Origin of the sequence: Leucobacter viscericola (assembly GCF_011299575.1) — a bacterium.
GTDB classification, from domain to species: domain Bacteria; phylum Actinomycetota; class Actinomycetes; order Actinomycetales; family Microbacteriaceae; genus Leucobacter; species Leucobacter viscericola.
Genome location: NZ_CP049863.1, coordinates 1647293 through 1661193, shown reverse-complemented (window position 1 = coordinate 1661193; position 13901 = coordinate 1647293). Strand labels below are relative to the sequence as shown.

General features: G+C 61.6%; 7 protein-coding genes. All 7 read left to right on the top strand.

Annotated elements, in window-relative coordinates:
• Positions 1 to 147: 147 nt before the first annotated feature.
• Positions 148 to 1290: a serine/threonine-protein kinase gene (locus tag G7068_RS07435; protein ID WP_244304774.1), complete on the top strand. Its 1143-nt coding sequence runs from the start codon at positions 148 to 150 to the stop codon at positions 1288 to 1290.
• Entirely contained in the window at positions 1287 to 7397 is a 6111-nt protein-coding gene (locus G7068_RS07430; RefSeq protein ID WP_166290704.1) for an Ig-like domain-containing protein, read from the top strand. The genes G7068_RS07435 and G7068_RS07430 overlap by 4 nt, the downstream gene beginning before the upstream one ends.
• Positions 7398 to 7460: 63 nt before the next feature.
• Positions 7461 to 8480, top strand: coding sequence for an AAA family ATPase (locus G7068_RS07425; protein ID WP_166290702.1), 1020 nt, complete (start codon positions 7461 to 7463; stop codon positions 8478 to 8480).
• Complete coding sequence (locus G7068_RS07420) at positions 8477 to 9841, top strand: DUF58 domain-containing protein (protein ID WP_166290700.1); 1365 nt, start codon at positions 8477 to 8479, stop codon at positions 9839 to 9841. The genes G7068_RS07425 and G7068_RS07420 overlap by 4 nt, the downstream gene beginning before the upstream one ends.
• Positions 9838 to 12390: a TgpA N-terminal domain-containing protein gene (locus G7068_RS07415; RefSeq protein ID WP_166290698.1), complete on the top strand. Its 2553-nt coding sequence runs from the start codon at positions 9838 to 9840 to the stop codon at positions 12388 to 12390. The genes G7068_RS07420 and G7068_RS07415 overlap by 4 nt, the downstream gene beginning before the upstream one ends.
• Before the next feature lie 5 nt (positions 12391 to 12395).
• Positions 12396 to 13208, top strand: coding sequence for a PP2C family protein-serine/threonine phosphatase (locus G7068_RS07410; RefSeq protein ID WP_244304772.1), 813 nt, complete (start codon positions 12396 to 12398; stop codon positions 13206 to 13208).
• Positions 13208 to 13744 carry a hypothetical protein gene (locus G7068_RS07405; RefSeq protein ID WP_166290696.1) on the top strand — a complete coding sequence of 179 codons (537 nt, stop codon included), beginning with the start codon at positions 13208 to 13210 and terminating at the stop codon, positions 13742 to 13744. The genes G7068_RS07410 and G7068_RS07405 overlap by 1 nt, the downstream gene beginning before the upstream one ends.
• Positions 13745 to 13901 lie beyond the last annotated feature (157 nt).

Here is a 13901-nt window from a genome sequence, read left to right as displayed (position 1 = left end):
AGGCGTGCAGGCACCGGCTGATTTGCGGGGCGACCCCGCTGAAACCTGTGCATCGAATATGCGGTTGTCAGTGCTTCGGTTTAGGATGAGTCGAGATGATATTGGTACCCCTTTCCCCCCTCCGGCGCGCCACGTCGGTCATGTCTCGTGGCTGAGCGCTCTGCCGCCAGCGTGCCCGCGATCCCGGGCTTCAGCTATGTTCGCCCCCTGGGTTCTGGGGGGTTCGCTCAGGTGTACCTGTATGAGCAAGATATGCCGCGTCGGGTTGTCGCGGTGAAGGTGCTCAACCCAACGAGCAACACGATCGCGGCGGCAACGCAGCTGCGCGAGGTCTTCGAGAGTGAAGCCGATGTGATGGCGAGACTTAGCAGCCATCCCTCGGTCGTGTCGATCTATCAGGCAAGCATCTCACTTGACGGCCTGCCCTACCTTGCGATGGAATACTGCCCCGAATCTATGGGCGCCCGTACAAAAGGAAGTCCTGCGCCACTTCGTGATGTTCTAGACGCCGGGGTGAGGATCGCCGGTGCTCTCGAAACCGCCCACAAAGCAGGGGTGCTACATCGCGATATTAAGCCCTCAAACGTTCTCCTCACGACGCTTGGCAGGCCGGTGCTCTCCGACTTCGGTATTTCGCAGGTGATTGGTCGTCAAGAGTTTGGCGACGGCGAGGTTGCGATGTCGATCCCGTGGTCGGCGCCCGAGGTTGTGCAGCTGCAGACCACGGGTAACGTCGCGAGTGAAGTGTGGTCGCTGGGTGCGACACTGTACTCGTTCGCAGCCGGTCGTTCGCCCTTTGAGCTCGCCGACAAGACGCAGAACACCAGGTCTAAACTCACCGAGCGCATCACCAAGGCTGTGTATCCCGCGATACCTGGAGCGCAAGGCTACGAGCCCTTTGACGAGCTGATTTCGCACGCCCTACGAAAGAACCCGCAAGAGCGCTTTGCCTCGATGGCTCAGTTCGGTGAAGCCCTGCAGGGACTGCAGCGGATCTACGGTTTCGATGTGACTCCGCTTGAGGTGGTTTCAGAATCATGGCTGCCCCGATCTGAGGCCGTTCAGGCGGGTACACGCGGCCCGGTCGTGAGCACGGTAGCTGGACGCCAGACACGGGCCGAAGCACGCGCGGCAGCACTGGCTGAGAAGCGGGGCATGGATTCAGACGGTATCGTGCTGGATCGACCAGCGTCACCAATGCGTGCCGGGCTGATTGGTGCGGGTATCGCTCTGGCATGCGTCGCCGGAATTGGTGCGGTTGTGTGGGCACTTTGGGGTGGTGTGGGGTGAACAAGCCGCAAGCTGCAGGAGCGCGCCGATCCCGAACCGCTGACGCCGCGCGCGCAAAGAACGCACGTCTGTGGATCGCGGGTGGAGTCACACTTGCTCTCGTGTCGACCATCGCGGTCATCGCCAGTGGTTACGACGCCAGGGAGACCCCGCGAGAAGAAGCGGGCGTGTGGGTTGCGCGAGACGACGGCCAGTATGCCCGCGTGAACACCGACACAGGTGAGCTCGACATTGTGCGTAAGGTGGCTGAGCCGAGCGGCCTGCTGCAATCGGGTGGGCGTGGCGTGGTGTTCTCGAACGGCAATGGCCGGGCCTGGCCCATTGACGCATCGAACCCGACCGACTTTGGTGATGAAGCAAAGGCGAGTGGCGAGAGCTCGTCGGGCGGCAGCGCGCAGACCGTCGCGAACTCGACTGATACGGCAAACGCCGCGACCGATTCGAACCCTTCAGCTGAGCGCGAGGGTGCCGCAGCCGTTCGTATGCCAGATGGCACACGAAAGCTTGTTGGTTCGGGCCGTTTTGTTGGTGTTTTGACGGAGTCGGGAGTGGCGTACGTAGGTGAGCTTACGGACGGGTCTGACAGCGCAGGATCCGATGCCGCAGATGCTGCCGGTGCCAAGCTCGCCGCCGAAGACCTCAGCACTCGGCTCTCTTCGCTGAGAGCCATCACACCCCTTTCCGAGGGCAAAGCTGAAAAATCCACGACTAAAAAGTCCGACAAACAGGACTACCAGGCCGATGCAATCGCGGTCTCGGCAGCGGGTGAGGTCGCACTGTACTCATCTGCCGAGAACGCCGTGCGCCGCTTTGACGCAGCGAGCGGCGAGGCGAAGGGAGACACCGACGCACTCCCCGAGTCTGCGAAGGGAGTCAAAGACCCCCAACTCACGCTCGTCGGAGACGACTGGGTGCTGCTCGACGAAGAGCAGGGACTTTTGTGGCGCCGAGGCGCGGGTGAGGCCAAGCTGAAGCTTGAGGGCACCGCTAGGTTGCAGGCGAGCAGTGACTCGTCGGGGGAGCCCGCGGTTGTTGCGGACACCGGTGGTCTGTGGCAGGTCTCGAAGAACGGTAGCTCCAAGCGTGTGGCTGAGGCCACGGGAACTCCGGCACAGCCGTTTGAGGTCGGCGGCAAGATGTACGCGGCCTGGCTGGGGCAGAGCAGCGGTCAGCTCTGGGCTGACGGTGACACAAAACCGTTGCAGTTTGACGATTCAGTGCGTGATCCAGGGGACCTCGATCCTGTCTTCCGCTCCAACGGAGAACGTGTGGTTCTCAGCGAGACACGCAGGGGAATGTTGTGGACTCTGCCCGAGGGCAAGCTGATCCCGCTTTCACAGTGGAACATTTCAGACCCACCCAAGCAGAACGAGGGCACCGTCGTTGTTGACGAGGTGACCGAGCAGGTTCCGCCGACAGCCGTCGACGATGCGTTTGGCGTGCGCGCGGGACAACCAGCACCGCTGCCGGTGCTGCTCAATGACTTTGATCCGAACAAACGAGACGTGCTCACGATCGTTCCTGAATCGCTTAGCGAGTCACCGCTACCCGCGGAGTTTGGCACCCTGCAGCTGATGCCGGACGGGCAATCACTCACCGTGCAGACGGCGCCCGGCGCTTCCGGCTCGGCAACGTTTACCTATCACATCACGGACGGCGGGCTCTCGTCGAATACCGCGACGGTTACCCTCACGGTCATGCCCGATGAGGTCAACACTGCTCCCGAATGGTGCCCGGTTGAAGGCTGCCAGCGCGAGTGGCGGGTGCCTCCTATCGCGCCCGGAGGGACCCTGGTCTACCCGATTCTTGAGGGGTGGGTCGACCCCGAGGGTGACGTCATGATGCTGTCGGGAGCAGAGGTAGTCAACCCGCAGGATCCCGTCCGGGCAATCGTTACCGACGACGGCAGGTTGGCCGTCCGGCACACCGACCCGAACGCTGGCGCAGCCGAGGTGATACTCCGGGTCACGGTCACTGATGATCGAGGCCAGTCGAAGCAGCGAGTCCTGCAGCTGTCTGTGCAGCCGGATGCTCCGGCAGAGTTTACTGATACCGCCGCAACCGTGCAGGTTGGTGAGCAGACGGTGCTCCAGCCGCTGTTGAAGGTCGCGGGAGGATCTGGCTCGTACACGCTCACCAACGCCACGGTGCAGGGTGGCAGCGACAAACTGGCCGTCACTCCGCAACTCGCTTCGGGAACCGTGGAGGTCAACGCGAGCGAACCCGGCAGCACAACACTGGCGCTTAATATTCGTGACACCATGACGGGTGGTGAAGTCACCGGGGTCATTCGTGTGACAGCAACCCCTGCCGGGGCTCCGCTCGCGCTTCCACCGCTGCGTGCGTTTGTTCGTCCGCTCGCTGATTCAACAGTCGAGATTCTCAATGCCGTGCCGGGAGCGAATGGACGAGCGCTTGCCGTGAGCGCGGCCGACGTTGTCGACGGAGAGCTTCGTGCCGATGTGGTCGAGCACTCCAAGGTGCGAGTCGCCGGTAGCACTCAAGATGGTGGCCCCGGTCGTATCGGAGCGGTTGATCTGACTGTTACGGAGGGCGCCGCGCAGACTCAGGGCAGGTTGACCGTGTTCCAAGTACCGGAGTCGGGAGACTCCGGCGCCATCGCGGTCGCTGACAACGCGACGGTGCGCGCCGGATCCATCTCTGACATTCGGGTACTCGATAACGACATCGCGCCACCGGGCGATCGATTGCTGCTGCATCCATCAGTGACCGGTTCCGGCGCGAAGGGTGAACTGGCATTCGCCTCCGGCAACGTGCTCCGCTACCTTGCGCCAAGCAAACCGGGCACCTACCGTCTCAGCTACACGACCTATGGCGCCAGCTCTCCCGAAAAGAGTGATGTCGGCTCAGTTTTTGTGACGGTGCTTCCCAAGGGATCGAACCGAGACCCGCAACCTCGGGCGATTACCGCCAGGGTTGCCCCCGGCGAGCAAACCGAGGTTCGTGTGCCACTCTCGGGAGTCGACCCCGACGGTGATCGAGTTCGTCTCGTCGACGTTGCGTCGCCCGATGATCCGCAAATCACAGCGAGCCTGGCCACGGTTAACTCGAGAATCTCAATTACCGCCTCAAGCACAGCCAAGCAGAGTCAGCAAATAGTTGATTACACTGTTCGCGACGACTTTGGGGCCACGGCAAAGGGCAAATTGCGCATCATTGTGATGGGCGCAAAACAAGAAAACAGCGCGCCGATTGCCGCCACTGACTATGTGAGGATGGTGCCGGGCAGCACCGAACCCGCAGTTATCCGCCCGCTCGATAACGACATTGACCCCGCCCACGGCAAGCTGAGCATCGTGTCGGTTGAGCCAAACGTTCCCGGCGGCAAACAGAGCTCCGAGTACAAAAAACTCATGGGGCGCGTGGATCTTTCGCAGATGAAGAAGGGGCGCGTTTCGGTCAGCTCCGATAAAAACATCGGCATCGTCTCGTATCGCTACATCGTCAAGTCATCGGCGAGCTCGAGCACGGCCGAAGGTCTGATCGTCGTGCAGACCTCTGAACGTGTTGGAGCCCAGGCGCCGACGGTCGACGACACCGTGTTGAACGTTCGAGATCGCGCCGCGCTCTCTGGCGGTGGCGTTGATGTCATCACCGATAAGGTGCGCTGGACAACAGGAGATCCTTCCACGCTGAAGCTCTCGCTCTGGGGGAGTAACGCGAAAGATTACCGCGTCTCGGGTAGCAAGATCAGCGGGCAATACAATCCCGACGGTGATCTTGTGGTGTTTAAGGTCACAGGCAAAGACATCACCGGTGCAGAAGTGTCGAGCTACGGATTCTTGATGGTGCCGCCCCTCGATGAACTGCGTCTCACTCTCAAAGCCGGAATGAAACCGGTAAGCGTTGACGAAGATAAGTCGGTCGAGGTGAAGCTGCAAGACCTCGTGGATCTCGGGACTGCGGATCGCGCAGAGCTCCGTCAGACGGCCTTCGACGTGAGTCGCGGTCAAGCGAGCTGCTCAGCGGTCTCAAATAACACCGTGCGGTACACCGCGGGTAAAGAGGCGCCTTGGAACGACACCTGTCTGATCGCGGTGCGACTCGTCGGCCAGAAGACTTGGACTAACCTTCCCGTTCCGATCAATATTGCGCCGCGTATACCCGAGGTCCAGCTCAACCCTCTGACCCGCACCATCATGCCGGGCGCAACGGAAACGATCCAGCTGACTGACATGGTGTCGTGGCCCGGCGGCCGCGACGGAGATGTATCGAAGCTGCGCTTTAGCCGCACCGGAACCGGCACCCTATTTGAAGTGACGGAGAATGGTGCTGCAGTTAAGGTCACTGCGCGCGCCGACGCTCGCACCGGAAGCCAAGAGTTTGTGTCAATCGCGGCGACCGGTGCCGGTGAATCTCGTGCGACGCTGACTCTCCGTGTTGGGGAGGCGCCACGCGATCTGCCGAAGGGTGGATCAGTGCAACTCAGATGCCGTGTTGGTGCCGAATGCGGCACAACCCTCATCGGGCTTCCGAACGAACACGATCCATTTGCAGGCAAGAGCGGCGGCGGATTGAAGTTGGATTCGATTAGCGCGGGATCCTGCCAGGTCGGCAGCTTCTCCAGAGTTGGCGACGCTGGTGTGTCGGTTGCCTGGGCAGCTGATCGGATCGTCGGGGGCACCTGCACCGTAGGGTTCACTGTGCTCGACAGCCAGGGACGTAAGGGTACCGGGTCGATCGAGTTTGACGCCGCGGGGGTTCCAGAAGCACCGACGAGCATTACGCAGACTGCATTCGATGCCACCAGCGTGACACTTTCGGTTGTGCTTGGCGGACAGGCACACCCTGAGGTCACCGGCGCGTCAGTTTCGGCAAGAGGCGTCGGAAACACGAACTGCACGCAGGAAGCGGCGGGCTCGTCGTATACGTGCGTAGTGACGGGGCTTAAGAACGGCGAAAAGCATGAATTTAGCGCTACTGCGCACAATGGGATTGGCGGATCAGCGCCCTCGAGCATTGTAACCGCGTGGGCCTATAAGACTCCAGAAATTACCAAGGCAGTTGCGACCCCGCTTGAGAATCCTGGCAATACCCGCTCAGATCTCGGCGGTGTGCGGGTGACCGTGACAGGTTCAAGTGACACGGGATCGATATCTATTGGCGTTCCGGGTCGAGACGAGGCGGTGGTCATTGATGGGTCAAGCGGTAAGACTGACATCTCGGATCTCAGCGCAGGACCCATGACTTTGAGCGTAACCCCCAACACAAACATAGAAATTCCGAAGATCGGTGGCGCATCGGCATCGGGCACTGCGACACCGGTTGAGGTGACCGTCATCGGCGCACCGAGATTGGACTCTGTAGCCTTAACCAGCGACTCTGCGACATCCGCCAAAATAAGTTTCACACCGGAATCTGGTGCTCACCTCACCGAAAAAGTGACCTACAGCTATGGAATTGCGCGAACCGGCGGAAACGAACCTGCCTGCTCGGCCTCCCGCGGCGGTGGGCCCGCATACACCGGTTTGAGTGCGCGCCGGGAGTACTGGGCCAAGGTGTGCGCGAGTAGTGCATTCGGGGTCTCCTCCATGACAAGCAGCCCAGTGCGGCTTGGGGACGCGATGCCAGCACCGAGCGGCGACCTTCATTACGCCGTGAGTTCAGAGGCATCCACTCAAGACCCTGGCAAAACAACAGCAAACTACGATGCCGTAGCTCCAGACCTCACCAAGACTGACGGAGCAACGGAAATTCAGTATCAGATCAATGGTCGCGGACCGACGAGCTTTGAACTTGATCCCGAAGTTTTGGAGCAGAACATAAAGGTCCGTCAGTGTATCGACCCGCTCGACGTGGGAACCTGTTCGAACTGGGTGGCCGTTGAGCCTGCTGAAACTCCAACTGCGGTGCGCATTAGTGTTCCCAACTCTCCTGCCGTTTGTTACTCCGAGGCGCGACCGCCGGCAACGCCCGAAGCGCTGAGGGGCCTGTTAAACATCTCAGCTGCGGCCGCTCCATATGCCAAAGTCACGAAGGGTACGCCAGATGGAAGCACGATCCCGCTCGAGGTGAGCTGGCAAGATCCAACCTCCCCTTTTAAATCGCTCGCTTCGGTGACTCTCAATGTTTGCTACACACCCTAAGCAAGGGGGTTCCGACGTGATTGTCTGGACCAATACCCCATCAACTCACACACAGAGGAACGCATGAACCTTCAAGCACCTGCCGCAACCCAGGCTGCCGTTGCCCCCGGGCATCAAGAGGCGCTATCCGCCGACCAAACCCAGTGGGTGGCTCAGGTGTTCCGCGCGTGCGCTGGCGCGATCGAACAGACGATTCACGGCAAGCGTCGTGTCATCGAGCTGGTGTTGGCGAGTGTGCTCGCTGGCGGTCACGTGTTGCTCGAGGATGTTCCCGGAACGGGCAAGACCGCTTTGGCCCGCGCGCTGGGTCAGGTCGTGCAGGGCACGTCGTCTCGTATTCAGTTCACACCTGATCTCTTGCCGGGTGACGTCACCGGGGTCTCAGTGTTCGATCAGCGAGCTGGTGTGTTCGAGTTTCACGCAGGCCCCATCTTCGCGAACATCGTGCTCGCCGACGAGATCAACCGCGCGAGCCCAAAGACTCAGTCGGCGCTGCTTGAGGTAATGGAGGAGGGTCACGTCACGATCGATGGCAAAACACACGATGTCGGCAGTCCGTTCCTCGTGATCGCGACCCAAAACCCGGTCGAGCAGGCAGGCACTTACCGTCTGCCCGAGGCTCAGCTCGATCGTTTCATGATCAAGACCTCAATCGGCTACCCCGATGAGGCCGCCATGGTGCGCATTCTGCAGGGTGATCGCTCTGGCAACGCCCCCCTCAAGCCGGTCGTCACAACAAACACTATTACGCAGGCGCAGGACTTTGTTCGTAAGGTGCACGTGAGCCCACTCGTCGCCGACTACGCTGTGCGGCTCATCGAAGCCACGCGTCGTGCGGGCGAAGTGCGCCTGGGCGCGAGCGTCCGCGGCACCCTCGCGCTTGTGCGCCTCGCCTCTGCCTGGGCGCTGGCAAACGGGCGCCACTATGTCACTCCAGACGATATTCGGGATCTCGCGATGCCCGTGCTCGCCCACCGTCTCGTGCTGGAGCCCGAGGCCGAGTTTGACGGTGTTACCGCTCAGCAGATCATCGGCCAGATCCTGCTCGACATCACTCCACCGCAGGAGAACGGCGTCGCGTGAACAAAGACACGTCGCGTGCGCCGCTCTCACGCACTGGCACACGCAGTCGTACCTTCGGCACGACCCAACTGCAAGATACCGGCCGAGGCGTTGCCAAGGCTGGGTCGGGTAAGCGGCGCCTGAAACGCTGGTGGCGACGAAACCGGCGACAGCTATCGCGACTGTGGCGACGCGTCACACGAACGATCACGCCCACGGGCTGGTTCGTCATCTTTGCCACGGCGACAGCTGCGATTCTCGGAGCGACCCTGAACTGGGTTGAGGCCTGGTTCGTTGCAATCGTGGGTGCGGTTCTGCTGCTCGTCGGGCTCCCATTTTTGCTCGGCAGCCGTGCGTACCTCATCAGAATCGTGGTGGATCGCATGCGTGTCGTCGCGGGTGGTGCGGTCAACCTGTCGATCGAGGTAGAGAACTCGAGTGCTCGCCCCGCGCTTCCTGCGACCGCGGAGATGCCCGTGGGAGAGGCACTGCGGAGGATTCCGATCCCCTTCATTAGCCCGCAAGGCAGCGTGGTTGTTCCCGCCGCGGTCGCAGCAACCGCGCGTGGAGTGATCGAGGTTGGCCCGATGACGCTGTCGCGGCGGGATCCCCTCGGCTTAATGCAGCGCAAACTTACGTGGCGAGATCGCCACCTCATTCACGTGCACCCGCGCACGGTATTTCTGCCTCCTGGTACTGCGGGGCTTGTTCGGGATCTTGACGGAGCGGCCAGTAGGCGTCTGACCGACTCAGATCTCTCGTTTCACGCGGTGCGTGAATACGTGCAAGGCGATGCAATGCGCCACGTGCACTGGAAATCAACGGCAAAGACCGGCACGCTTATGGTGCGCCAATACGAGGAATCGCAGACGGCGCGGTCGGCGATCCTGTTCGATGCAAATCGAACCGAATACGCGAGCGACGAAGAGTTTGAACTGGGGGTGAGCGTTGCAGCATCGGTGTCGATGCAGGCGGTGCGTGAGGCACGCGAGAGTTTTGTGGCTTCCCAGTGGTCGCCGGGTCGGCTTCGGCCGAGCATCGATGGTCTCGAAGAGCTGCCATCGCAGACACTCTCACAACTGCTCGATGCCTGGGCAGAGCTTGAGGTTGCAGAAGAAGCGCTGCCAATTGAGCGGCTGGCGAGGGGGCTCGCTGAGTCACGACGCCCGCTGTCTATCGTGGTGATCGTGACCGGTTCGATCCCCGATCCTACGAGGCTGCGCAGAGCTGCCGCCTCCTTCCCCGAAGACGTAACTGTGCTGGCGATTCGTTGCGAGGTGCTCGCTGATCCCGCGTCGCGTCTGCTTGACGTGTGCACACTGTTCACCGTTGGTGCGCTGGGTGATCTGCCCCAGCTCATGCTGCGAGGGGTGTCTGCATGAGCGCCGCGAGAACGCGTGCGAGCCAGCGACGCGGCTCGCGTGGGCGCGCGACACGAGTGCCAGCGGGGCTGACCCTTGGCGCAGCCCTGCTGAGTCTCGCGACGGTTGTGCTCGGTGGACTCGCCGCCGAACCCATCTATCTGACAGATCAGCTGTGGTGGGTTGTTGGTGGCTCTGGCGTGATCACGTTTTGTGTAGTGTGGGCCGGAAAGCGCTTCAGGTGGGGCAGCCTAACGGTCGTCGCCTTGATTGTTGCGTTTCTGGTTTCAGTCGTGCCGCTCGCGGTACCAAGCGCACTGGGCGGCGGGCCGAGGGAGATCTTGCGAGGTGTTGGCGATAGCCTCGCAGCTGTCGCCCTGGGATGGAAGCAACTGCTCACGCTCACCCTGCCTGTTGGGTCGTATCAAACGGTACTCGTGCCCCTATTTGTTACAACCTTGGTTTCCGTTGCCGCCATCGTGGCGCTCACGCTGAAGGGCGGCCGGTGGGCTCCCTTTGCCGCCGCACCGGTGCTGCTCCCTGTTCTCTTTGGTGCGGTATTCGGTTCCTCAAACGTAAGTGAGCCCACAGCACTTGGCCCCCTCACAATTCCGGCCCCGCGTGAGCTCGCGCTGTGGCTGGTAGCGTGCTGCGTGTGTGCGATATGGGTGGCCTGGTCGTCTGGGATCGCTCGCCGTGCTTCGCTCAGACTTGGGCGCGAGGCATGGGCCGACATGCCCTCGGGTCCACTTCCCGGTGCCGGGTCCGTGCGGCGCAACGCGATTGCGCGCGGGCTGGTTGGTGCGTTGCTGGTGGGTATTGCGTTGTTTGCGGGGGTCGCGCTGGTTCCCGTGCTCGATGGTGGAACTCGCAGCGTTGCGAGAGACGCGATTGATCCTGAGATCGTTGTGCGCGAGCAGACCAGCCCGCTCGCCAGCTACCGCGTGTGGAAGCGGGATGCGCTGTTGGCCGCCCCAATCTTTGAGGTTTCGAGCTCCGGGAAGCTCCCGTCACGATTGCGGATTGCGGTGCTTGATCACTATGACGGCGTTGATTTTACCGTCGGCGACACCGCTACCGCTGGTCGCTTTACGCGGTTTCCGAGTGGGGAACCGCTCGCCGACTCGAGCCGAGTCAGCGTAAAGATCGATGACGGTTACAGCGGCATCTGGGTGCCCCTTGCGATGCCCCTAGCCGGACCGCCTGCCTTTGGAGGCAAGCGGGCGGGCGCGCTCGCAGACAGCTTTTATGTGAATCGTGAGCTGCAGGGGGCCGTGGCGGTACCAACGGCAGCGGGGTTGCGACCAGGCGACAGCTATACAGCCGATATGGCGGTCTCCGCCGATGCGAAGCTCGGGGCTGATCCCGCTCACCCTGATCCTCTCATCGACCTAGAGAGCACCCCAGAACTCGATCACTGGCTGCGCGCACAGCAGCTGCCCTCAGACGGCCAGGGACTAACCGAGGCGATCAAACGATTGCGGGATCGCGGCTATCTCAGTCACTCTCTTTCCGATGAAGACGGCGAAGGCGAGTGGGTGCGTGCGCTCGCCAGCGAGTACAACACCTCCTTTATGACGAGCCCGGGTGGGCACTCAATTGCCCGCATCGAGCAGGTGTTTAAGCAGCTCAACGACCAGGAAACCGCCGCGGGAGATCGGCCGAGCGAGAGCATGCTGGTTGCCGGTATCGGTGATGACGAGCAGTTCGCGACGGCCGCAGCCCTTATTGCGCGGGCAATGGGTTTTGACTCCAGGGTTGTGTTGGGTGTGCGGCTGGGCGGCGATAAAGCGGGTGTGCCGGGGATTCCAGCGTGCAAGGCCGAGTGCACGGGGGATAACGTTGCGGCCTGGGTTGAGGTCCGTGGGGCCGATGGTGTGTGGGCTCCTCTCGACGTCACACCGCAGGTGGAAACACCACCGAGCACCCTGGAAGAGGGCGAGCTATTGCCCGAGTTTCCGACGGTTCCCGAAGAGCGCGACGCGACCGAGAGCGACCCTCCGGTTGGCACGAGTGATTCAGACACCACAAACTCCGATAATAAGAACACCGAGGGCCTCAGCGCCCTGTGGCCGGTCTTAAGAGTCGTGGGTTTGAGCCTCGCGGCGCTGGCGCTTTTGGCTCTTCTCGTGCTGTTCATTCCTGTCGTAAAGCGTGCACGCAGCCGATACCGCAGGGGAGCCGCGGCGGCAGAGGTGCAAGCGCTCGGAGCCTGGAACGAACTGCTCGACACCTATGCCGATTCTGGGGTGCGCGTGTCACAGATCGGTACGAGGCGAGAGATTATGGCGTCCCTGGGTGTCGACTCGGGTGATTGGATCTCATGGACTGTTGATCGTGCAGTGTATGCTCCTGAAGGAATAGCTCCTGAAACCGCGCAGCAGCTGTGGCAAGTTATTGACGGTGAAATTGACTCGCGGCTAAGCGGTCTGAGCTTCTGGAGGCGATTGGGTATGCGCTATTCGCTCGCCTCTTTTGGGGTGCAACTGCGCGGGAGGCGCGGCTCCAAACGGGCGCTTGAATCGACGCCGAACAGCAGTCAAGCCAAGCCGATGGAGATGCAACGATGATGTCAATGGGTGAGCTTGAACTCGAGCTGAGCGTCGCGATGCGCACGGATCCTGGGCGACGACGGGCTGTGAACGAAGACTCTGCGCTTGCCGAGATGCCCTGTTTCATCGTGGCTGACGGCATGGGTGGGCACGAGGCGGGTGACCTTGCAAGCCAGGCAGCGGTGGCCGCCTTTGCGCAGTGGATACGGCCGGGCGAACGTTCCTCGGTGCGAACGGTGAACGAGGCGCTCGAAGCCGCGCGGGGGGCCGTGGATCAAGTAGCCCTTGGTCGCGAGCGTGGCGCCGGCTGCACCCTCACCGGCGTGGTGCTTGTAGAGCACGAACAGGAGCTCTTCTGGTTGGTGCTCAATGTCGGTGACTCGCGGGTATATCTGCATCGCGGAGCTGAGCTGCGTCAGCTGACGGTTGATCATTCCCTTATCGAGCAGGCGATCACCGGGGGAGTCGAAAGCAGGAAGCTGCCACCGCGCAATATCATTACGCGCGCACTCGGCTCAATCGATAGTGCCGCAGATACCTGGTTGCTGCCGGTCGAAACCGGTGCGAGGATCCTGATTTGTTCTGATGGCCTCACCACTGAACTTGATGACGAGCAATTGCGTGCGACCCTTACGATGGGCGGCCGATCGGAGGCTGTCGCAGAGGAACTGGTGCAGCGCGCGAACGAAGCTGGAGGCCGTGACAACATCACGGTGATTGTGGTGGATGTGCTTGCCGGTGGCAAAGCTTGGCATGTTGGATCTGACACCTCCGCACCGGAGACTTCGCAGGCCGATAAGACACTGACCGTGACCCTGCCGACGAGGAGAGCCTGATGTCGGGCGACGAAGGACAAGAAGTCGACGAGACCGTTGTTGTTCCCGGGAATCCCTCCGGGGATGAAACGGTCGTTGTGTCGCCCCCGGTCGTTGAAGACTCGACCGCGGTTGTGGCAACGCCTCGTCGCCCCGCAGTCGGCCTGCCAGTTGAAGAGCCGGCGGTAGAGATCCCAAAGGATCTCGCCAACCTCATGTTCAAACCGCCTCTCGACCCGCACCGCAGAGTTCGAGAGTCACCGTTTCCGCAGACGGAGCACACGCTGCCCAAGAGCGGTGTGCGGCAGGGCATGCCGGTTGTCTACGGTGCAAAAGCTGAGACAGCTGTTGACGTCTCGGGTGATGGGGCTGCCCTCGATGCGCGGATCGGACCGCCTCCCGCTGGAGCATATATCGTTCCAGCTCAACGGGAGGGGCTGCCCTCGATAGCAAAGCAGAACCGGCGATTTCGATTGCTTGCACTCGGAGGTGGTGCGGTCGTTGCCATTGTTGTTGGTGCAGGTCTCTGGGGTGTATCGCTGCTTGCGTTTGGATAGGCGAGTGAGTTGCTGTGCGGGTTCGCCGAGGCTTTAGGGCGGGGCTTACTGCCCGCCAAGCGGAAGAAATTTGGCGCCAGCTATGAGCCACGGCGGTTTCGTGGCAGAGTTAAGTAGCTGGGGGCATAACGTGCGGGGTAACGAGAGAGAGTAGCGC